The sequence below is a fragment of the Frankia sp. AgKG'84/4 genome, from assembly GCF_023242965.2.
Taxonomy (GTDB): Bacteria; Actinomycetota; Actinomycetes; order Frankiales; family Frankiaceae; genus Frankia.
In genome coordinates, this window is sequence record NZ_JALKFU020000024.1 from 1 (window position 1) to 21,963 (window position 21,963).

At 68.9% G+C, this 21,963-nt stretch carries 16 protein-coding genes, 1 pseudogene and 1 riboswitch; of the genes and pseudogenes, 7 read left to right on the forward strand and 10 right to left on the reverse strand.

Translation table 11 applies throughout. The features are described from left to right. Window positions 1-224: pseudogene (locus tag MXD58_RS03660) on the forward strand (RNA polymerase subunit sigma-70); the annotation flags it as partial. A gap of 630 nt (window positions 225-854) precedes the next feature. Here MXD58_RS03660 and MXD58_RS03665 read toward each other — a convergent pair. Both MXD58_RS03665 and MXD58_RS03670 read right to left on the reverse strand, forming a co-directional pair. Continuing rightward, window positions 855-1,283 carry a VOC family protein gene (locus tag MXD58_RS03665; RefSeq protein WP_248838002.1) on the reverse strand — a complete coding sequence of 143 codons (429 nt, stop codon included), beginning with the start codon at window positions 1,281-1,283 and terminating at the stop codon, window positions 855-857. A 31-nt stretch (window positions 1,284-1,314) separates the two neighbouring features. Beyond that, window positions 1,315-1,743, reverse strand: a complete 429-nt coding sequence (locus MXD58_RS03670; protein ID WP_248838001.1) for a helix-turn-helix domain-containing protein — start codon at window positions 1,741-1,743, stop codon at window positions 1,315-1,317. A 207-nt stretch (window positions 1,744-1,950) separates the two neighbouring features. Between MXD58_RS03670 and MXD58_RS03675 the strand changes: the two genes are divergently transcribed. Next, the gene (locus tag MXD58_RS03675; RefSeq protein ID WP_248838000.1) at window positions 1,951-2,511 is read left to right on the forward strand and encodes a dihydrofolate reductase family protein; all 561 of its coding nucleotides are present in this window, start codon (window positions 1,951-1,953) and stop codon (window positions 2,509-2,511) included. 59 nt (window positions 2,512-2,570) lie between these two features. Here the strand turns inward: MXD58_RS03675 and MXD58_RS03680 are convergent, their stop codons facing one another. Next, window positions 2,571-3,893: a low temperature requirement protein A gene (locus tag MXD58_RS03680; protein ID WP_248837999.1), complete on the reverse strand. Its 1,323-nt coding sequence runs from the start codon at window positions 3,891-3,893 to the stop codon at window positions 2,571-2,573. 375 nt (window positions 3,894-4,268) lie between these two features. On the opposite strand from MXD58_RS03680, the gene MXD58_RS03685 reads away from it, so the two are divergent. After that, entirely contained in the window at window positions 4,269-8,456 is a 4,188-nt protein-coding gene (locus tag MXD58_RS03685; protein ID WP_248837998.1) for a DUF4062 domain-containing protein, read from the forward strand. Window positions 8,457-8,481: 25 nt separating this feature from the next. On the opposite strand, the gene MXD58_RS03690 is transcribed toward MXD58_RS03685, so the two are convergent. Then, window positions 8,482-10,287 (reverse strand): nSTAND1 domain-containing NTPase, encoded by a 1,806-nt coding sequence (locus MXD58_RS03690; protein ID WP_250609037.1) that lies wholly within the window; start codon window positions 10,285-10,287, stop codon window positions 8,482-8,484. Beyond that, on the reverse strand, window positions 10,287-11,168 hold the full coding sequence (locus tag MXD58_RS03695; protein WP_248837996.1) for an SIR2 family NAD-dependent protein deacylase: 882 nt from the start codon (window positions 11,166-11,168) through the stop codon (window positions 10,287-10,289). Before MXD58_RS03695 ends, MXD58_RS03690 begins: the two co-directional genes overlap by 1 nt. A 467-nt stretch (window positions 11,169-11,635) precedes the next feature. On the opposite strand from MXD58_RS03695, the gene fxsT reads away from it, so the two are divergent. Then, the gene (gene fxsT / locus MXD58_RS03700) at window positions 11,636-14,200 is read left to right on the forward strand and encodes an FxSxx-COOH system tetratricopeptide repeat protein (protein ID WP_248837995.1); all 2,565 of its coding nucleotides are present in this window, start codon (window positions 11,636-11,638) and stop codon (window positions 14,198-14,200) included. Window positions 14,201-14,249: 49 nt separating this feature from the next. Here fxsT and MXD58_RS30570 read toward each other — a convergent pair whose 3' ends face one another. The 5 genes from MXD58_RS30570 to MXD58_RS03725 form a co-directional block, all read right to left on the reverse strand. Further along, entirely contained in the window at window positions 14,250-16,091 is a 1,842-nt protein-coding gene (locus MXD58_RS30570; RefSeq protein WP_248837994.1) for an HEXXH motif domain-containing protein, read from the reverse strand. 30 nt (window positions 16,092-16,121) lie between these two features. Beyond that, the gene (gene fxsA / locus MXD58_RS03710; RefSeq protein WP_248837993.1) at window positions 16,122-16,310 is read right to left on the reverse strand and encodes an FxSxx-COOH cyclophane-containing RiPP peptide; all 189 of its coding nucleotides are present in this window, start codon (window positions 16,308-16,310) and stop codon (window positions 16,122-16,124) included. 264 nt (window positions 16,311-16,574) lie between these two features. After that, window positions 16,575-17,825: an FxsB family cyclophane-forming radical SAM/SPASM peptide maturase gene (locus MXD58_RS03715; protein ID WP_248837992.1), complete on the reverse strand. Its 1,251-nt coding sequence runs from the start codon at window positions 17,823-17,825 to the stop codon at window positions 16,575-16,577. Window positions 17,826-17,936: 111 nt separating this feature from the next. Continuing rightward, window positions 17,937-19,433: a PstS family phosphate ABC transporter substrate-binding protein gene (locus tag MXD58_RS03720; RefSeq protein WP_248837991.1), complete on the reverse strand. Its 1,497-nt coding sequence runs from the start codon at window positions 19,431-19,433 to the stop codon at window positions 17,937-17,939. Between the two features lie 192 nt (window positions 19,434-19,625). After that, window positions 19,626-20,360 carry a hypothetical protein gene (locus tag MXD58_RS03725; RefSeq protein WP_250609038.1) on the reverse strand — a complete coding sequence of 245 codons (735 nt, stop codon included), beginning with the start codon at window positions 20,358-20,360 and terminating at the stop codon, window positions 19,626-19,628. 188 nt (window positions 20,361-20,548) lie between these two features. On the opposite strand from MXD58_RS03725, the gene MXD58_RS03730 reads away from it, so the two are divergent. From MXD58_RS03730 to MXD58_RS03740, 3 genes are all read left to right on the forward strand, one after another. Further along, on the forward strand, window positions 20,549-20,872 hold the full coding sequence (locus MXD58_RS03730) for a putative quinol monooxygenase (protein WP_248837989.1): 324 nt from the start codon (window positions 20,549-20,551) through the stop codon (window positions 20,870-20,872). Window positions 20,873-21,006: 134 nt separating this feature from the next. Further along, window positions 21,007-21,270 (forward strand): hypothetical protein, encoded by a 264-nt coding sequence (locus MXD58_RS03735; protein ID WP_250609039.1) that lies wholly within the window; start codon window positions 21,007-21,009, stop codon window positions 21,268-21,270. Window positions 21,271-21,517: 247 nt separating this feature from the next. Next, a riboswitch (guanidine-III (ykkC-III) riboswitch) is annotated at window positions 21,518-21,587 on the forward strand. 13 nt (window positions 21,588-21,600) lie between these two features. Then, window positions 21,601-21,882: a CBU_0592 family membrane protein gene (locus MXD58_RS03740; protein ID WP_248837987.1), complete on the forward strand. Its 282-nt coding sequence runs from the start codon at window positions 21,601-21,603 to the stop codon at window positions 21,880-21,882. Window positions 21,883-21,963 lie beyond the last annotated feature (81 nt).

A 21,963-nucleotide genomic window follows, 5' to 3' on the forward strand; every position in this document is an offset into this window, starting at 1 on the left:
GGGCCCGGGCAGTGGCCGCGCGGGTGTCGACGTTCGCACCGATGGCGCCGCATGGCCGCCCGGCGCTGGTCGACGGTCTGCCCGGGATCGCCGTCGTGCCGGGCGGCGAGGCGGTCGTCGCGGTCCTCGCCTTCACGGTCCACGGCGGGCGCATCGCGGCGATCAGCGTCCACACCGACCCCGACCTGCTACGTCACCTCGACCCGGCGGCTTTCGTCCGCTAGGCGGCCTCGTGCATCCGCGGGTCGGGTGCCGTCGGGGTCTGTTCGTTCAGCGCGGTTGTTCGCACTGTCCGCGCAGACGAACCACCGCGATCGCCACGACGGTGCTCTCGGCGGCTCCCGCCCACCCATCCACCCATCCACCCATCCACCCGTCGGCCCATCCACCCATCCACCCATCCACCCATCCACCCGTCGGCCCATCCACCCGTCGGCCCATCCACCCATCCGCCCATCCACCCATCCACCCGTCGGCCCGTCCACCCGTCGGCCCATCGGCCCATCCACCCATCCACCCGTCGGCCCATCGGCCCGCCTGCCCGCCCGCCCGCCCGCCTCGACATCACCCTCTGCCACGAGTTCGCGCGAGGCTGCGCGAGTTCGCGCGAGGCTGCGCGGGCTGAAGCGGTATCGGCCTCTTCTGTAGGGATAAATCGGACGCACAGCCCGGCAAAGCAGGCCCGGAAGCCCCTCTCCCAGGCAACGTACGGACAGTGGGCACAGATGGTGGTCACCCACGGTGCCGTAGGTGGCCGGTGCGGCTCGCGCTCGCCGCGGCCGTAGCTGCCAGTGGTTGCTTCGGCGATCTGGTGGTAACGGTGTGACATCGCTGGTCGCCGCGGCGCCCGCGGGTCAGCGGCGGTCCAGGGAGAACTCGAGGACCTGCGTCAGGCGGATGCTGTTGCCGGACGGGTCGCGGAACGACGTGTCGATGCCATACGGCTGCGGCGTCGGCGGGTCGTTGAACTCGATGCCACGGGCCGACAGCTGGTCGTAGGCCGCCTGACAGTCGTCGGTTTCGAGGAAGAGCGTTCCGCCGGCGCCCTTGGCGACCAGGTCGGCGAGCGCCGCGGTGTCGGCGTCGTACATCGGCGGCTGCGGCACACTCATGAGGACGAGGCCGATGCCGTCCTGGCCGGGCGGGCCGACGACGAGCCACCGGAACGACCACTCCGGCACCGTCACGTCCGAGCGGACCTCCCAGCCGAGCCGCTGGGGGTAAAACGTGAGTGCCTCGTCCTGGTCGTGCACCCAGAACTGGGCGTTGGCAACTCTGATCATCGTGACCCTTCACTCGGTGACGGTCGCGACGCTATGACCCAGGCGGCCGCTCGGCTTCTCGAAACGTGCGGTTCCGCGGCCGGCCGTGGGCGCGGGCCACGCAGTCGGGGACCCGGATGTGCCGCCGCGCGGGCGGGAAGCTCGCGCGGTAGGTCGACGGGCTCGCGCCGAAGACCCGTCGAAAACTCGTGGTGAACGAGCCGAGGCTGGTCAGGCCCACCGCGAAGCAGATCTCGGTCACCGGCCGGTCGGTGTTGCGCAGCAGCGCCGCCGCCCGTTCGAGGCGACGGGTCAGCAGGTACTCGTGCGGGGACTCGCCGAACGCCCGGCGGAACTCCCGACTGAAGTGCGCCGGGGACAGGCAGGCGGCGCGGGCCAGGTCGGCGACGGTCAACGGCTCCGCATATCGACTATCGGCCAGGTCCCTGGCCCGCAACAGGTGACGCGACGGAGGCACCATGCCCGGCAGTGTCCCCCACCCCGCCGACCGCGCGGTCGACCAGGGCGGCGCCGACACCGCCGTCAGCGACGGGATCGCCGGGCTGACTCGTCGGCGCGTTCGCCCGCACGGTTCACGCTTGACCCGCGAGCGGGCATCCCGTAGGTCTGACGAGGCGATCGGGGCAGGTGGTCCAGGCCGCCGAGCGCACCGACAGGAAGAAGCCGCATGGCCACGATCGTCTACCTCACCAACGCATCCCTCGACGGCTACATCGAGGACGAACGCGGCGCCTTCGACCTCTACGAGCCAGACGACGACGTGTTCGCGGCCACGACCGCCCTGCTGAGATCCTTCGGCACGTTCCTCTACGGACGGCGCCTCTACGAGACGATGTCCGTCTGGGAAACCGACCCCACCCTCGCCGAGGCGTCCGACCGCAGGGCCGACTTCGCGAGCATCTGGCAGGCAGCGGACAAGGTCGTCTATTCCACAACCCTGACCACCGTGTCGACGGCCCGCACCCGCCTCGAACGCGGCTTCGACCCCGCCGCCGCCCGGGAACTGAAAGCCAAAGCCACCAGCGACCTCACCATCGGCGGGGCGAACCTGGCCGCCCAGGCCTTCGCCGCGGGCCTGGTCGACGAATACCAGCTGTTCGTGTGGCCCATGATCGTCGGCGGCGGCACACCGGCCCTGCCGGCGGGCATCCGCACCGGCCTCGAACTCCTCGACGAGCACCGATTCGCCAACGGCGTCGTCTACCTCCGCTACCGCGTCCCCTCCTGACCGCCCCGAATCCCACTCCGAGAAGTGCGGGGGCGCTCGCCTGCGAGCACGCGGCGCCGTCACCCGCCGGCGGGCGCCGCGGGTTCGCTCTCCTCATGTCGCACGACGTCGCGCAGGGCACGGTGCCGCACGGCCTCGACGCCGATCAGTCCCGCGAGCACCGCCGCCGTCAGACCGAGGGCGCCGAGCGCGGGCAGCGCCAGCAGCGCCGGGATCAGGGCGAGGAGCAGGGCGGCGGCGACGAGCCGGCCCCCGTTGGGCCGGCCGAGGTCGCGCCAGCGGATCGCACTCAGCCCGACCAGGTACAGCGCCGGGCCGGCGGCCAGGCACACGCCGGGCAGGGTGTGCGGCGTGTCGGTCAGGCTGTGCTCGGCCGAGGTGACCTCCTCGACGGTCATCTGCAGCGCCAGCGCCGTCGTCAGCACGCCGAGCACCAGGGGAAAGTGCAGGTAGGTGTAGGAGGCACGGGCCAGCAACACCCGTTCGACGCCGGTGCGGGCCTGCAGTGTCCGCTCGGCGACCAGCGCGACGACGTCGAAGTACGCCCACCACAGGGCCACGTTGATGGCCAGCCCCAGCGCCATGATGAGCAGGATCGGCCAGCTCACCGGGGCGCGGCCGGCGCCGACACCGACGGAGACGATCGACTCCCCCAGGGCCACGAGCACGATCAGCCCGTGCCGTTCGGCGAAGTGGCCGGGCGCCGGCATCCGCCAGCCGGACGCGCCGACCAGGTACGTCCCGGAGTAGTCGACGGCCAGGGCGACCAGCCACAGCACGGTCCGATGGCTACCGTGCGACATCGCGCCGAGCACCAGCAGCACCGCCATGATCGCCATCGGCGCGGCGTTGCGGGCCAGCTGCCGGCGCAGCCCGGAGTCGGTACCGGCCGCGACCGCGTAGATGACCAGATGCAGGCTTCGGACGACGATGATCGCCACCGCGAGCACGAGGGGCCCGGACAGCCCACCCGGCAGATCATGCCAGGACTCCGGGATCGCCATCGACGCCGCGAACACCGCGCCCATCGCGATGATCATCGCCGTGCGCAGCACGCCCTCGTCGGCCTGCGCCTGGTTACCGAGCCACGCGTAGCTGCACCAGGCCCACCACAGGATCGCGACCAGCAGGATTCCCCGCAGCGCGGCCCGCACCGACCCCTCCTCCGCGACCAGCTCGTTGACCTGGGTGAACGCGAAGACGAAGACAAGGTCGAAGAACAACTCCAGATTCGTGACCCGATGCCCCTCCCCCGTCGCCCGCACCGACGCGGCCAGCCGGGTCTGCACGGCCGTCCGGCCTGATCGGGACGTCACGTCGGTGGTCACGTTCGCTCGCGGAGTGGGCGCCGCCGGTCCGGTGGACTCGTCAATCGTGGACAACCGTCGTCTCCTCGTTTCGATCCGCCGCCCGAGTCCTTGCTGCTGGCCAGTCTTAGCAGCCAACATGGGCAGCGCGCTCCGCGAAAGCGTTCGATGGTGACCAGCCGCCGCGATCGCCACCGGCGTAACCGCGGAGGTCTCTCCGCGGGGCCGAGCGTGCGGACGTCACCGCGTCTCGCACCTGGCGCCGTCTCGTTCACGACACGTCCGCGCCGTCTTCGAGCACGATCACCTCGACCGGGCGCCCGCTGACCTGTCCGGTGCTGTCCGACGGCCGAATCCGCTGCGGCGCAACAACTCCCCCGCTCGCTGGCAGGAGCCGATTCCTGCCGACATCCCGGGTACTGTGGCCGTGAGGCCGAGTCGGGGGATCGGATGGCAATGACAGCGTGGCGCGTTTTTCTCAGCCACACGAGTGAGCTGCGGGAACTACCCGAGGACAGGTCATTCGTCCAGGCCGCCGAGGACGCGGTGATACGCCTCGAGCACGTGCCGATTGACATGTCCAGGTTCGCCGCCGAGGACGGTGACCCAGCGGAAATGTGTCGTCGACGGGTCGGGGACTGCGAGCTCTACGTCGGAATCATCGGCTTCCGTTACGGCTCGCCGGTCGTCGGCAGAGAGGAGGTCTCCTACACCGAGCTGGAGTTCGATACGGCGACGGCGCTGGGCATCGAAAGGCTGGTCTTCCTGCTGGAGGAGTCTCGTACGGTCGGGCTGCGCAGACTCTTTCACGACCCGTTGTACTGGAAACGCCAAGAGGTGTTTCGCCAGCGCCTTCTCGCGGAGTCCCGAATCACCGTCAAGCGGATCGCCACGCCCGCCGAGCTGGAGCGGGAGCTGCTGCTCTCCCTGGGCGAGGCGAGGCGGCGACGCGAGATGGTGCGGGCGGTCGCTCCCGCCGAGGAGTTCCGGCCGATCTACTGGGTGCCGGACCTGACCAGCCGAATCGTCGACCGTCCGAGGCTCCTCACCCGACTGGTGGACGCGCTGACCGCGCCGGGCGCCGGTTCGGACAGCGGAGCCCGGTCCGACGTGGTCGGCGTTCACGGCACCGGGGGTTTCGGCAAGTCCACGCTCGCGCTCATGGCCTGCCGGCACGACAAGGTGCGGCTGTGTTTTCCGGACGGGGTGCTCTGGACAGATGTCGGCCAGGACCTCGCCGACGCCCAGCTCGCGGAGAAGATCAACGGCCTCAGCCGACGGCTGGGCGATGAACATCCCGCGTCCGCCGACCCGATGCAGGCCGGGATGCGACTCGGCGAGCTGCTCGCGGATCGGCGCATCCTTCTCGTCATCGACGATGTCTGGTCCCCGGAACAGCTGACGCCGTTCCGCCAGGGGGGAGTGAGATGCCACCGGCTCGTCACCACTCGGGATCGAGCCACTCTGCCGCTCGACTGCTCGACCATCACCGTGGATCTCATGCAGCTTGACCAGGCCGTCGCGCTGCTCATGGGCCGCGTCGAGCAGCTCTCCGCCCCCGACGCGCAGGCTCTCGCCGAACGCTGTGGACGCTGGCCACTGCTGCTGCGTCTCATTGCCGGACACCTCTACCTGCGGATCAGTGCCGGCATGCCGGTGGTGGCCGCCGTCGAGGAGGCCACCCGCGACCTTGACGAAGCCGGTCCGACCGCTTTCGACGAGCTCGGTAGAGCTCAGGCCATCGCGGCGACGGTGGAGGCGAGCCTCCGGCTGCTACGCGAGCCCGGCACTGACACCGGCAGCCCACTCGACCGCTACCTGGAGCTGGTCGCGTTCCCGCGGGGCACGGTCATTCCCCTGGAAGTACTCGAGGTCATGTGGCGGTACACCGCCGGCTGGTTACCGTGGCGGACGGGCCGCTTCTGCGACCGCCTCGCCGAGCTGTCACTGATTCGCCAGGTCCGGGGCGACGCTGGCGGCCCGGTGGGGGTGCGGTTGCACGACGTTATGCACCGATACATCCGAGACCGGGTCGGCCCCCGCCTGCGGTCGGCCCACGCTGACCTGTTGGCCGCCTACCGCGCCGAGCTGGCCGAGCCGATCCTCGCCAGCGGCGATCGGGCAGACAACCCGCCGCGCGGCGGCCATAGGGTGCCGTGGTGGCGCCTGCCCCGGTCCAACTTCTACCTGTGGAAGAACCTGCCGCTGCACCTGGACGAAGCCGGCGAACACGGTGAGCTCGTCGCGCTCGCCCATGACCTGCGCTGGGCAGCCGGAAAGATCCATATGTTCGGTTCGGTCATGCTCGAAGCGGACATGGCACTCCTGCCAGAGGACCCAGCCGCACAGGCGTTGGGACGGTTGGCGCGCCAGACGGCGAACCTGCACCAGGCGGCGGACGAACCCGCGGTGGCCGCTGCGACGCTGGCCGTCTACGCGGCGGGAGTCGACGTACTGACCACTGCCGCACAGGAGCTGATCGAGGATCTCGCCAGGCCGAGCCTGCGCCCCACCGTCCCACCGCTCCCCGATCAGCCGGACCCTGCCCTCGCTCGTACTCTCACCGGCCACCTGTCACAGGTCACCGCCCTGGTTCTCGCACCCGGCTCATCCTGGCTCGCATCGGGTGGCGGAGGTGAGTTCTTCGGCGGCGGAGATGGGACGGTGCGCATCTGGAGCCCGCGGGCCGGGTTGGAACGCGCGACGCTGCCAGGCCATCCGGGCGGTGTGTCCGGGCTCGTCGCCTCGCCGGACGGAAGCTGGCTCGCCTCGGCGGGCCGGGACGGCTCGGTACGTGTGTGGGACGTTCACGCTGGCGCTGAGACCGTGCTGGGCACGCACGCCGGTCGGGTATCGGCGCTGGTGATCGCTCCAGACGGTTCCTGGCTCGCCTCCGGTGGGTTGGACGCCACCGTACGGATCTGGCACCGGGAGGATGGCCGGCGCACCACGCTGACAGGGCACGGCACCTGGGTGTCCGCGCTCGCGGTGGCGCCGAATGGCAGCTGGCTCGCCTCCGGCGGATCGGACGGCACCGTGCGGATCTGGAACCCGCTGGATGGAACTCAGCTGGCCGTGCTTGCCGCGCACACCGGATGGGTGTCGGCGTTGGCCGTGGCCCCGGACTGTTCCTGGCTCGCGTCCGCGGGCGGCGATCACGTGGTGCGTGTCTGGGACCCGGCCAGCCGGGTACGGGATCAGACCAGCAGCGGCGAACTCGCCGCCCTGGACGGGCACGTCGGCCAGGTATCGGCGCTCGTCTCGGCGCCGGACGGCAGTTGGCTGGCTTCCGGCGGGGGAGACGGCTCCGTGCGTGTCTGGAATCCACTGCCCGGTGCCGAGCTGAACGTCCTTGCCGGTCACGCCGGCCGAGTCTCGGCCCTGGTTGCCGCACCCGACTCCACCTGGCTGGCCTCGGCGGACGGGGAGGGCACGGTTCGAGTGTGGGAACCGCGCGCCGGCTACCAACGCGCGGCGCTCACCGGCCATCCCCCCGGCTTCGTCGCGCTGGCAGTGGCCGACAGCGGCGGTCTGCTGGCGTCCGCTGGCGGCGATGGCATGGTGCGGATCTGGGATCCGGCAGTCGGCAGTGCCCGCCGCCCCATCCCGGTGGGCAGCATCGCCGACGTGGCGGTGATCGCCGTCGCGCCCGACGGGAGCTGGGTGGCTACCGGAACCCGAGACGGCGCGATACGCCGGTTCGACCCCCGCACCGGCATCGAACTGACTCCGCTGGCCGGCCACACCGCGCCCGTCGACGTCCTCGCGATAGCGCCCGATGGAACCTGGATGGCGTCGGCTGACGGGGAGGGAACGGTGCGGATCTGGGACACCGCCACCGGAACCGCACGCGCGGTGCTGGACGGGGTCACCGGACGCACCGCCGCGCTGGCCATCGCAGCGGACTCCGCGTGGCTGGCCGCCGGCGCGGCAGACGGCACCGTGCGGATCTGGGATCCTGCGGCCGGCGGGGAGCTGGCGGCGCTCGCGGGTCACGCCGGCCGGGTGACGGCAATCGTGGTCGCGCCCAACGGCTCGTGGCTGGCGACTGGAGCGACAGACGGCACCGTCCGGGTCTGGGACCCAATTGGCCGGCGAGAGCTCCAGCTGCTCGCCGGGCACACCAGTCAGGTGTCGGCGCTCGCCGTCGCGCCAGACGCCGGTTGGCTGTGCTCGGGGTCGGTTGACGCGACGGTGCGCGTGTGGGATCCGGTCACCGGACGACAGATGGCGCTGCTCGGCGGCCACGTGGACAGCGTTGTCGATCTCGCGACGGCGCCGGACGGGTCCTGGTTCGCCTCCGTCGGACGGGATCACACACTGCGGGTGTGGGATCCGCTGGAACACGTCGAGAAAGTCCTCCTCGCCGGCCACACCGACGACGTACCAGCTGTCGCCGTGGCGCCTGACGGGCGTTGGATCGCTGCGGCCGGCCGGGACGGCACGGTGCGGATCTGGGATCCGAATGCTGGCACCCTGGCCGCCATGATCAGGCTCAACGCGCGCCTGCACGCGTGTGCCTGGACGCCGAGCGGCGACCAGGTGATCCTTGGCGGCGCACGCGGGCTTTACCTGCTGGACCTTCTGACGGAGGACGGCCCGACGTCGGCCGCGGGCGCACCCCCGGCAAACCCCTGAGAAACACGGTTACCCACGCCGATCGTCAGGAGGCGTCAAGGCGAGCCCGGGCCGCCTGCAGGGCGGCGCCGACCTCCCCGTCGTCGCCGAGTGCCGGACGTAGCCGGGCTGCGTTCTCGAGATCCTTGAGGGCTGAGGCCGGATCGCCGTGAGTGGCTTCGATCCATCCGCGTAGGAGGAGGGCGCCGACATCAGCGGGAGCTATCGTCAGCGCGCCACCCAGCACCCCAAGCGCCGCCTGATGCTGGCCGACCCGCGTGTACACCCGGGCGAGATCCACCCGTAGCTCAACGTCACCCGGTAGCTTCGCCGAGGCAGCCAGAAGTTCTACCAGCGCATCGGCGTTACGTCCGGCGGTGGACAGCAGCCGCCCGATCGTCGCCTGCACGCGTCCGACGGCGATCTGGTCTCCAAGGGTGTCGAACAGCATCGCCGCGCTCGCATAGCGCGCTCGCGCATCGGACAGGTGGCCGCGCTGAGCGGCGAGGCCACCCAGGAAGGCCTCGGCCTCGGCTCGAGTACGAGGATCGGCCCGATCCCCACCGAAGACGATCGACTCGCCTGCGTACTTCTCCGCCAGCTCCAGATCACCATCTGCCAGCGCGCCCTCCGCCGTACGCAGGTAGACCGCCGGGCTGGGGTTCGGCACTGTCTGGGCGGACCATGGCCGGTTCCCGCGTCGGATCGGGTCGATCAGACGGTCGTGCAGAAGCTCGAACCAGTGTGACCCAGCCCGACGCTCGGCCTTGAGGATGTGACGCTCCTCCAGTGCGCGTGCCACCTCGTTGGGCATGCCACCCGCGGTGCTGATTCCCTCATACACAGTTCCCCGGGTGCCCATCTCGGTGACAAACTCCCGGATGAGCCATTCCCAGACGTCGGGCTCGGGAACACCGTGCCGGGCTGACACCTCAGCGACAGTGCGCGCGCAGAAGTCGGTCAGGGCGCGCTCGATGTTTCCATGGTCACGCAGATGGCCCAGGGAGATCTCCCGGACCGGTTCTGGCAGCGCCTCCCACAGCGCTGAGCAGACAACTTGCAGGTGAACGGGCTCAACCGTGTCCGTCACGGTCTCTCCGATCTCCCCCAGACTATTGCTGATCACCGTCGTGCGTAGGTTGTCGACGAGCTTCTCGGCCACCCCGGGCGCGAAGAACCGGGCGGTGGAAGCCAACGGCCGCGTCACCGCTTCCAGCGCGGCCTGACTGCCCAACAGCCCGACCGGGAATCGTGCCCTGCCATGCTGACCCAGGGTGGCCTCGTATGGCAGCAGTTTGGCGACGAAATCCTCGCGAATCGCGATCAACAGCCGCAGTCGGGGTAGCGCCTCGACCGCTTCGACGAGCTGCTCGACGAACTCCTCCCGATACACCCGCCGGTGTGGTAGGTCACTGAACAGCTCCTCGAACTGGTCGATCGCGACGAGTAGCGGCAGCGGCGTGTCGTAGCGGTCCATCACCTCGGGAAGACCGCGCAGGAACTCCGCGACGCGCATCCCGGCAGCAAGGGTGGGTGGTTCCTCCCGTGACCAGGCCGACAGCAACGCGAACGAATACGGGTTGTGGTGGGGCACCACGGCCGCGGGAAAGGCCGATCCCTGCGGTATCCGGCTCACCGGTAGGAGGTTCGCGTCCCGCTGGCTGATCCGAGGGACCACACCGGCGCGCAGGAGCGACGTCTTGCCGACGCCGGACTGGCCGTAGACAATCAGGAGCCGGTTACTCAGCCACAGAGCGCGGGCCTCTTGGGCCTCTCGGTCCCGCCCGTAGAAGCGGTGCTGGTCGTCCGTCTCGTAGTATCGCAGGCCGACATAGGGCGACGCGCTCTCCATCAGGACCAGCCCAGATGGTCGACCAGCTCGGCGCAGAACTCCTGGGTCGTGCCCCAGTAGACCGCGACGTTCCATCGGCCGAAATAGGCACGCACGTAGTCCTCGGCGCGGCGCCGCTCATACTCCGTGCTCCCACCAACGGGCCGCGTCAGGTGGATACTGGCATGTCGCCGTGGTTCGACCGACGCGAACGTGCGTAGCAGCCCGCGGAAGAGGAGCCGGAAGGTCCAGTCGTCCAGGTTGTAGCCGAGGAAGAGCAGCGGCCGGGTGGTCAGCGCGGGCAGGATGTGGGTGGGAATTATCTGCTGGTCGTCGGCACCGCGATCCATCGCCAGGTTCATCACGAAGTCCAGATGATCGTCCTCTGTGAGGACGAGCGAGGCGGGTTCCTCGGCGGATCCGTGCAGGTGGTAGACCACCGGCTCCTCAGGGTTCGGGAAAGGCTCGGCGAGACTGTTCGCCCGGCCTGCGGCGACGTTGCCGTGCCACGGGCAGATCGTGCGCCGGGGTCGTTTCCCGACTTGGCTCAGGGCATCCCCCATGAAACTGTTAGGATTTGTCGTAAGATAGACGGGCAATGGCAGTCGGGCTAGCAGGGCGTGCGGCTCACTGGGCACGTCGAAGTCGGGTGGACTGCTGTCCTGAACAGACCTGGCGACCCGTTGACGTAGAGATCCGGACCGGTCGCCCGCAAGGTCAGCGTAATGCAGGACCTGCGGCTGGTCGGCGCGGTCGCGGAAAGGGTATTCGATCGCCGCGCACCCCTCGGTCCGACGCGGGGCGGCCAGCGAACCCCCACCGACCACACCCGGTCCGACGAGCGGCGTGCAGTCGCCGTTCTTGAGCTGGTCGACGAGGCGTCCCCAGTCCCGCTCGTTCATCGCGCGCCCCATTTATCATCCGGTCCGGATCCCAACTTTCTCACATCTGTGCGCGAATCTCCTATGTCGAACACCGGTCCGCCTCGCGGGGCCGCCCCACCGCACCCCGGAGAGCGCGGACCACCGTCGACGACGGCCTCCGCCCAATGATGCACGGCAGATGCGGCCGGACGCGACGCTCTGCTGGCTCACGGCAACGCGCCAGGAACCCCGAGACCAGAAGCCGTATTCCGACGGTTTGCAGCACGTTGGGTTTCCGCTCCCGATCAACACCGGCCGGACCGTGAGGCCGGGCGAAGACGCAGGTCAGCGAACTGATGTGCGGGTCGTACCGGCCGGAGCCGCGACGCTCCCGCCAGAAGATTGTGGCGCGAGCCGAGACGTAAGGCAGCATGGATGGAGACTTATGTGAGACTGTGGCAACGGGACCCTTGAGCAGGACCGCGGAAAGAAGGCCGGGCAGGGGCATGGTGACAGAAACGCGGGCAGCAGGCGGCGCCGTCCCGAATCGGGCGGTGCCAGTTGTGTGGGGAAGCGTTCCCCAGCGAAACAAGAACTTCACCGGTCGGGAAACCCTACTGAGCGAGCTACGACGACGAGTGACCTCCGAGGTCACCGCCGTCCTGCCGCACGCCCTACAAGGGTTGGGCGGAGTCGGCAAGACCCAGCTCGCCATCGAATACGCGTACCGATTCGCAAGCGACTACCAGGTGGTCTGGTGGGTCCCCGCAGACCAGACCGCTTTGGCCCGATCAGCGCTGGCCGCGCTTGCTCCGCGCCTCGGTCTCACCGTGGCCCCCGGCCGCATCGAGGACGCCGTCGCCGGAGTGCTCGACGCCCTTCGCCGCGGCGAGCCGTACCGAAATTGGCTGCTCATCTTCGACAACGCCGACCAGCCGGAGATGATCCGGGAGTTCCTGCCGCACGGATCCGGGAACGTTCTCGTCACCTCGCGAAACCATCGCTGGCAGAGCATGGCTGACACGGTTGAGGTCGACGTGTTCAGGCGGGCCGAGAGTCTGGAGTTCCTCCACCGCCGGGTTCAGGGTATCCGGCCGGAAGAAGCCGATCAGCTCGCCGAGGCGTTGGGGGATCTTCCGCTCGCTCTCGAGCAGGCCGGGGCCCTTCAGGCAGAGACCGGCATGGCCGTCGCCGACTACCTGGACCTACTGAACCAGAAGTCAGCACAGCTGCTCGCCGAGAACCCGCCCTCGGACTACCCGGTTCCAGTCGCCGCCGCGTGGAGCCTTTCCGTGACGCAGCTGCGCGAGCAGATGCCGTTCGCCATGGAGCTGCTGCGCCGCTGCGCCTTTTTCGGCCCGGAGCCGATCTCTCGGGATCTCCTCATCCTGGGGCGCTTCGTTCTCGACTCTCCGCTGCGCGAGGCACTGGCTGACCCGATCATGGTCAGCCGCGCGATGCGCGAACTCGGCCGGTATGCCCTCGCCCGGATCGACAACAATCGCAAGACCCTCCAGGTGCACCGCCTGATCCAAAAGCTCATTCGTGACGAGTTGAGCCCGGCGGAAACCGACCTCATCCGCGACGAGGTGCACCGACTGCTGCGGGTGGCGGACCCGGATGATCCCGACGATGTACAGAAGTGGCCGGCCTACGACAACCTGCTGCCGCACGTCACACCGTCGTCCGTGGTGGAGAGTCCGGATCCGGATGTCCGCCGACTGTTCAACAACATAATCCGCTATCTCTACAATGTGGGTGACACCACGGGATGCATCGAATCGGCAGAGCTGGCGCTGTCGATCTGGGGGAAACAGAACGAGGCGGAACCGGACCGGAACACGCTCATCGCCGCGCGACGCAAGGCGGATGCCCTGTGGAGCCTCGGTCGGTACGAAGAGGCCTATGAGTCACGCCGGCACACCATGGAGCAGATGCGGCACACCCTGGGCCCGGACGACCAGGAGACTCTGTTCGTCACCCTGGGCCATGGCGCGGACCTCCGGGTACGCGGTGACTTTGTTGGTGCTCGCGTGCTGGATGAGGAAATCCTCGCCAGGCTCCGCGACATTCTTGGCGACGACCATGCCGACACCTTTCTGGCAGCCAACAACCTCGCGGTCGACTACGAGTTGGCCGGCGACTACGAGCGAGCGCGCGCACTCGACGAGAAGACACTGCAGGACCGACGGGACTTCTACGGCCGCGACGATGATCTGTATGTGATCTTCTCGCTGAACGCGGTCGCACGCGACCTGCGTCAGGCAGGGAAGTATCGACAGGCCCGCGGCCTCGCCGAGCAGGCATATCAGCTGTATCAGCAGCTGACCGAACAGGTGCTACCAAAGAATCACGCCTGGGTGCTGCTGCAGGCCAAGGACCTTTCCGTGGCCCGACGCCTCGATGGCGACTTCGAGGACGCGCTCGCGCTCGCGCGGGACACACACCAACGCTATGTGGAGAACTTCCTGGCTGATCACCCAGATACCCTCGCCGCAGCCGTCAATCTGGGAAACTCGCTGCGGCGGATAGGGTCACTGGAAGCGGCGGCGGAAATCATCGAGCGGAGCGTGGAAGGATACCGTCGGGTACTCATCACAGATCACCCATACACGCACGCGAGCATTCTTAATCTCGCCGTCATTCGCCGCCAGATCGGCCGGGACAGCGGCGACATGAGCCTCATCGAGGACTCCAAAGACAAGCTAGAGGAGGCTCTCGCGGGGCTGGACCGGGCCCTCGGCGCCGATCACCATCTCACGCTTACCTGCCAGTCCAGTCTGGCCGCCGCCGTGGCCGATCTCGGTGATGTCGAACGGGCCCGAGAACTGGACCAGGAGACCCTTCCCCTGCTCACCCGGATTCTTGGCCCGGAACATCCACACACGCTGATGTGCGCGTCCAACCTGGCGCTGGACCTGCGCCTGCTTGGTCTTGGGCGGCAGGCGGACGTCCTGGCGAGCGAGACTCTCGCGCGGTATCGGCAGGCTCTGGGCGCGGAGCACACCGATGTGCTCGAGATGGCCAGAGGCAATCGACTCGACTTCGTGTTCGAGCCGTCGCCGTTCTGATCCGTGGGCAGATGGCCTGCCGAGGTGCCGACAGGCCATCTGCCAGGGGTCAGTTTCCCTGCTCGTGACCACCCGCGAGCCAGGCTGCCAGGCGGGCCGGATCGGGTGTCATGCCGGTCCGGCGGACGATCTCGGTTGTCAACGCGAGCAGCTCCTCGGGCGCGGTGGCCAGCACCCTCAGGCCGCTGGCGTCGGCCAGTTCGTGGCCAGCCAGCGCTAGGCCCGTCCACGAGGGAATTCGTCGGGGATCCTGGATGATCTCCTCCCGATATGCGGCGAACGCCCCATCCACGTCACCGGAGATGTACCGCGCATCAGCTGAGGTGGCAGGAGTGGCGAGGGCGGCCAGTCGCCCCGGGTCATCCCGGTACCGGTCGAACTCTTCGGGAGCGGTGGCACCCAGTCGAGCCAGTCTGATCCGGCCAGTCAGGTGAAAGGCTGGGGCGCCCGCGACCATCTGTGCCGGCGCGGCCGGGGTGGGTGGACAGGCACTTCCGGTCAGCCAGGCGTCGGCCCGCTCACCGACGTTGGCCGAATCCGGGCGCAGATGCCTCAGGCGCCACGTCATCCGATGATCCGCCGAGGCCATTTGAGCAAATGCGGTGTATCGCGCTGGTATCGCAACGCGGCGCAGCGTCGTGATCCGCGCTCTCATGCCCCTGACGAATCGGGTACCCTCGGCGGTGAGCTCGCCGGACGACTCCAAGGTGCCCACCGTCTGCCAGACCTGGTCGCGCCATCGAGCAAACTCGAACTCGGCCAGCGGCGCTCCTTCCCGCGTCGCCGACAGACGATGCACCTGCCAGAAGTCGCACAGCCCGAGATACGCATAGGCACCTTGCAGTAGACCCGGAAGCGGCCGCGGATCGCTGCGCCATGGGGCGTAGAACAGCCGAGCGGACGGCCGTTCGTGCAGCGGCACGAGATCAAGCAACGCCGACAGCTTCGTGTGCTGGAACTCGTGCACCAGTGCGCCTGCCATTGTCAGTCCGTCGGCAGGGCAGGTGAGCGCGACGGCTCCGAACGCGTCGCGGGAGCTCGCGGACAGCTCGGGGGCGCGCTCACTAGCCACCAGCGGCACCAGCGTTCGCACCCCCGTCGCGATAGCCGCCGCCCGGTCGGGGTGTTCCCGGGTGAGCAGACGCCACCCCGCGTCAAGCCGGGCGTGCCAGACGGCCATCTCGGCCGGACTGTGCCGGCCAGCCACCGGCAGACCCTCTCCATCTCGGTAGGGATCCAGGTCATCGAACCCGACACTGATCCGCTGTCCACCCGCGAAGCTCGACAGACGGCGCAGCGGACGCCACAAGGGGGTGTCCGGACCGTTGGACGCGGACATGTCGATGCGCCCGATGCCGTCGATTTCCAGGGCACCACCGCGGCACCGGGCGCGCACCGGACCGCAGTCGTGCGGCACGACGACCATGCCCATCGTCGGTACTAGCACTCCGCCACCGACGGGACGCAGCGTCATCTCGGCGTCCAGACCGGTACGGACCGCCGCAGCGGCCGCCAGCCCGATGAGGTAGGGGCTGTGGTCCTCGTTCTGGGTATCACCGTCGATGAGCCCGCGTAGCTGGCGCAGGCATAGCGTCGCCCAGGTGCCTACGGGCGGCGACAGGAGTACGGCTTCGACCGCGGAGCGGTCTTTTCTCTGGGCCGCGGCCAGCAGGGCGAACGCGTCGGCGAGCTCCACCCGAAGCGGCGCGTCCCGGCGATGCGAGATGTCGACGATCGACCGCGACAGCAGGATCCGCTTGCTGAGCTGGCCGGCTCGGAGTGCTCCGTGGCCATGGCCGGCACCCGCGGCAAGAAGATCGAATTCGGATCGGGGGAGTACATGCCCAGCCGGCTGCCCATCACCCGCGATCGCCGACCATCTGGTGGTCACGGGACTCCGACCACGGCGAACACCGGATCGTCAGATGCTTGACTGAAATCCGGCCAGCGCCTCACCGGGCGCGTCGACATCCCGGAGAAGACGGCGAAGTGAGCGTGCCAGTACCGTGCTGGACTCACCAGCCAGGCCAGCGTCACTCAGGACCAGGTCGTCGAGATTCACCCGAGTGAGATCCACCATCTCGGATACGATGTCGTCGGTCTTTTCCATGCCGTCTCCCCCTTGGCAGCCCGTCACCGATCGAGCCGGGCGAATATCACCGGGCCATCCAACCGGGTCCCACAGCCAAAATCAAGGTTCGCGCGCCGCCCCATCGCGTCCGGTAGCGGACAAAGGCGCCACCAAGCCAGAGGCCTGCGACAGCTTGCTGCCAGAAGATGTGCACGTCCAATCCACCCGAGGGCTCATTGGCCTGGATGAGAGCATGAGCGTGAACCGCCTACTTTGCCGGTCAGAAGGAAATTTGCGCAGGCATCAGGTACGGCGCCTGTCTTCCAGACGCGCGAGGTCGCTGCGGAGTCGGTCCTGGATGTGCTGGATGAGGCGCAGAAGGTCCGGGCAGTAGACGGAGGGATTACGGAACCCGACACCTCTGCGGTACCGATGCGGGTAGTACCCACCGCCGCAGACCATCACCACGGGGCAATCCCCACAGGTGGACGCCAGCGCGTCGAGGCCGAGCTGGCGGGCCACGATGGAGGGATGCTGAAGGGCGACGTCCAAGGAGTGGTCCACGACGTTGAGCCCTGTTACTGACGCGCCCTCGTAGGTCGACTTCAGCGTGTCCACCTGCTCCATCGTGCCGTCGGTTTCGATCACGAGCAGCGTCGACGGGGTCAGGCCGACGGACTCGGTGTTGCTGGCGCCACCGAGAAGCAGATAGACGATCTCCTGAAACAGCCGGACGTCAGGCGGGTTGGATGCGGAGTACCAACGGTCGAAGATTGCGATGAGCCAGTCGGCGTAAGGCGTCACGTCCGCCCGCGACACACGCTGGGGCGGCGGCCCGGACCAGTGTCCGTGCGGCAGCAGAAGATCGATCGCCGGCGGCTCGAAGGAGAGCAGCTCCTCGTAGGTCTCGATCGGGTCCGCCTCGAGATCAACTGTGCACAACAGACCACCGAACAGCCGCCGGTAGGCCGGGGAGGCCAGCAGTCGGACCCCCCGGGCGACCTCGTCGTAGCTACCTCGTCCGTTCGCGTGCACCCGGCGCCGATCGTGGACCGCGGATGCCCCGTCAAGGCTGACACCAACCCGGATGTCAAGCTCGGCGAACGTCCGCAGAAAGCCCTCGTCAAGCAGCACGGCATTTGTCTGGATGCTGAACTGCGCGGTCGAGCCAGGAGGCATGACATCACGGAACACGCCGACAAGGTGCCCAATGTACTCCTTGCCGGCGAGGAGCGGTTCGCCCCCATGCAGCACCACCCGCACAACCGGCAGTCCATGGTCCCGGCTGTGCTCCGCAATCCGACCCGCAGCGGCCGCGAGGGTCTCCCGCGACATGACCGTTGGCTGGTTCCGCCAGCCGTTGTCAGCCATGTGATAGACATAACAGTAGGTACAGGAAAGATTGCAGCGGCTATGCACCTTGAGAATGAATTGCCGGAAAGGACGCGGCCGCCAGCCCTTGCCGAGCAGTGTGGCCACATCGATGGCCCCGTCGGGCCACTCCTGTCGCCGCGGCATGGGAAGCAAAAAAACCTCGGCGGATTCGTTGGCCACGCCAGTTATTATCCACAGACTCGCGCACGGCCTGTATGACGGTTGGGAACCGAGTCGCGGCTGTCGAGTCACGACCGGCGTCCTGGTCGCGAAGGCCGCCGAGGGGAAGAGCTAGCCGCGGCAGCGGGGGAGGTTGTCGGGGGTGTAGCAGGGCTGGTCGTCGTCGGTGATCACGTTGCTGCGGCCGGGGCCGGTGATCAGGTAGTTGAGGAACGAGTCGACCAGGGAGCCGGGGGCGGGCCGGCCGTGGGTGTAGGCGTACTCGACCTCGGTGAAGGGGTAGGCGCTGTCATGGATGGACGGCTGGTGGCCGTCGATGGCGACGGTGTGCGCGTTCGCCACCTTTCTGGCCGCGCGCAGGTCGACGAAGCCGATGGCACCCGGGAACGCCGCGACCTTCGACACGACCTCGTTCGTGCTGGCCAGCAGGCAGAACTCGACGTCCGGGGAGCTTTCGCGGGTGCAGCCCGCCGTGCTGTTCGCCAGTTGCGACGACGGGCTGACGAAGAGCCGGTCGAAGGCCATCCGGCTACCCGAGTCCGTCGTGCGGCTGAGGACCTGGATCGGGCCGCGGGCGCCCGGGTCGATGCCGCTCCAGTCGCTCACGCCGCCGGAGAAGATCCGACGTATCTGATCAGGTGTCAGGTTCCGCACGCCGACCTGGTCGTTGACGACGAGCGCGAAGGTCGACAACGCCGCGGCCTGCCCCCACAGGTCGGGGCTGCCGCCCTCGTTCACGCGACCGTCGGAGACGGCGATCAGATTCGTCGGCGCGGACACGGCGACGTCGCGCAGCCCGGCCTCGCTGCCCTGCGCCGCCACCGTGATCGTCGAACCGGGGCAGTCGGCCTCGTACCGGTCCGCGACCACCTTCGCGACCGGGGCGAACGCGGTGGAACCCGCCACCGTGAGCGCGCCGGTGGCGCAGCCGACGGGTCCGCGGGTGTGGCCGGGAAGGAGAATGATGGCGGCGAGGATGACGACGCACGCGGTGAGCAGCACCGTGATCAGGCGGGCCGGCCGGCTGAACTTCGGCGGCCGGTCGTCGACCGAGATGCTTTCGGTCTCGACGATCCCGCCGTCGCGGATTCCGCCGCGCATCCGTATGTCGTCGCCGGACCCGTCGCCGTCGAGGAGTACGAGCAGCTTGTAGTGCTGGCCGGGGTTCAGCGGAACGCGCGGAAGTTGGATGCTGCTGTCGCGGTAGCTGATGCTGTCCGGGTCGGTGAAATGCCCGAGGAGGTGTTCCTGGCCGGCGTCGGGAATGACGACGACACTGCGGACGAAGAGATCGGCGGCATCGACGGTGAGCCCATACGGCCCGCTGTTGGTGTAGTCGGACTCGACGATGCTCTGCGCGCCGTAGTTCTCGATGCGCAGCAGGACGAGGGATGCATCCGAGATACCGGGCAGGTCGTTGAGTAGACCGAAGGCCGCCTGCGTCCGCCGGCGCCGACTGCCATTGCCGACCCGGATCGCCATCTGGACGCGGTAGCCGATCAGCCGGCGCCGCGGCCGGCGTTCATACCAGACCGCGGCGAACGACGCGACCAGGCCGATCAGCGCGGTGAGCACGGCGATCACGTTGCCGGCGCTCAACCAGCCCACCCTGCCACCTCAGACCCCGCGGACGCGATTCGAACCGGTGTGATCGCGACACCGTATGCGCCAGCGCAGCCCGGCTGATGCCCGACCTGACCCGATCTTTACCATTTCACCGGGTGTTCACCGACTCGTCGACCACGCGCGTGGATCTCCCAGCTCGACAGTCGACGCGCCATCGCCGCGACCCGCGCGGCCTCAGTGCCGTCCCGGCGGGCCCAGGCCGCGCAGGCAGTCGCTGCGCACCGTCGTGTCGACGGCTTCGGCTAGCCCCCGGACGAGCTGCGAGGCCTGTTCGGAGGAGCCGAGCACGCCGGCGAGCGGGGACAGCACGGTCGAGGTGTGCACGAGCCACGGTCCGCCCAGCACGGAGAACAGTAGATAGATGGTGAGGATGTAGGGCGGCAGCCCGAGGGCGACGCCGATGCCTCGTTCGACGAGGGAGAGATGGCGCAGCGGGCTTTCGCCGCGCCCGGTGGGCGGGCCGACGACCGGCCCGAGAAAACGCCCGACGGTCGGGTGGGTGGCGAGGTCGGAACGGATGCGGGTTACCTTCGCGTCCAGCCCGCGGCCAAACATCGACCGGGCCAGCAGGAATCCGAACGGGAAGGCGAACGCCGCGAACGTCCACACCGAGACGTGGCCGGACACGCACGGTTTCCCGTACTGGTGGGCCAGCCGGGCGGCCACCATGCCCGCGCCGAAACAGACGAGATCCACGAAGGTCTCGGCGGCCGTGCCAAGAACCCCCTGCTCGAAACAGGTCAGGATCCCGCCGAGGAGCAGCCCCAGCGTGACGACGGTGACGAGGAATCCGACCGCCCGGCCCTGCCCCGCGTCGGCCGCGACCCGCAGCAGATAACCCGCGAGCCCGATGAGCACAACACGGATGAGCGTGAGCCGAACAGGCCAGATGAAAAACGAGACCCGCACACCGTCCCCCGACGCCACACGATGACCGGGCCGGCCGACCGCCGCGTGGTCCGGTCCGAGAACACGACGCACGCGCGACGACTACCGCCTGTGTTCAGCCCTTCGCGGTGATCGTACGGTATCGCTACGCCGCCGGGCGCACCGTCCCGGGCATCATGAGGATCGCGCCCCGACGAAGGAGATCAACGATGATCGTCATCACGGTGAAGTTCCGCCCGAAGCCCGAGGACGTCGAGCGGTGGCCGGAGATCACCGCCGCGTTCACGGCGGCCACCCGCGCCGAACCGGGCTGCCTGTGGTTCGAGTGGTCGCGCGGCCTCGACGACCCCGCCCAGTACATCCTCATCGAGGCGTTCCGCGACGAGGCGGCCGGCGCCGCGCACGTCACCTCCGAGCACTTCGCCACCGCCCGCCGCGAACTGCCACCGCACCTGGCCTCAACGCCGAAGATCATCAACACCACCGCTCCCGGCGTCGACTGGTCCGACCTCGGCGAGCTCGCCGTGCACTGAGATGTCCCGGCCCGGATGTCCCGGCCCGGATGTCCCGGCCCGGATGTCCCGGCCCGCGGCCATCCGCCGGGTACGCCGGCGAGTGCGCCGCGGCGCACAAAGGTATGTCCCGACCCAGGAAAGAACGTGGACAGTTGCGCGCCTGTCTCGCCCGACCCGCCCCCTTGCAGAGTGCCAGTCCGTGGCTGCGCGGTGGTGTACCCGCTGCCGCGTTCGTGGCCACCTCGCTGCTGCTGAACCACCTCTTCGGGTCGAGTGACCTGGGCTTCGCGGGCGCCCTCGCCCTTGGCATGACGGTGTACGCGTTGTTTTACCTCGCGCTGTTCAGGCGGCCTGGACGCAACGTCGCCGGCCCGCAACGACAGCCGGCGACGGGCGCGGCGCAGCCGCCACACTGACGCGAAGCCAGAGGCTGCAGATCGCACTGCTCGCCCTTGTCCAGGTGGCCGGCGGCGTGCGTGTCTGGCAGCTACGGAGACAGCCGTACCAGTCCTGATCCGCATCCGCGTCTCGCGGCCGCGCCGGCTGACGGCACGGGCCTCGAGCACCCCGGCGCGAACGGTCACCTCGATCCTGTCCCCCACAGCGATGCCCAGGGCGCGCCGCTGGGCTTGCGTACTGCCAGCGGCCTGCCATCATGGGCGTGTGACGCTGGGCGGATGCCGGCGTCCCGGACGAGGCACGCCGTACCCGGACAGCGACAAGACGGTGTCGGTAGGTGCATCGACATGTATGACGTTGTCCAGGTCGCCGGTTCGCTGCTCATCCTCGCCGCGTTCGCGGGCGCATTGCTCGGCCAGGTCGACCAGCGCGGCCGTCGCTACCTCCTCGCCAACGCGGTCGGCTCGGCGACGCTCGCCGCCACCGCGCTCCTCGGCCGTGAGTGGGGCTTCCTGCTGCTCGAAGGAACCTGGGCGCTGGTCTCGCTCGGTTCCCTGGCGCGCCGGGCGGCGCTCCGGCCGGCCAGCGCGCCGCTACCGGCGCACCGTGCCGAGGACGAGGTCGGGTAGGTCCGCGACGCTGGCCAGCAGGTGGGTGTGCCGGGTCCGGCCGAGGAGGTCGACGCCGTGCGCGCCGGTCAGCACACCGAC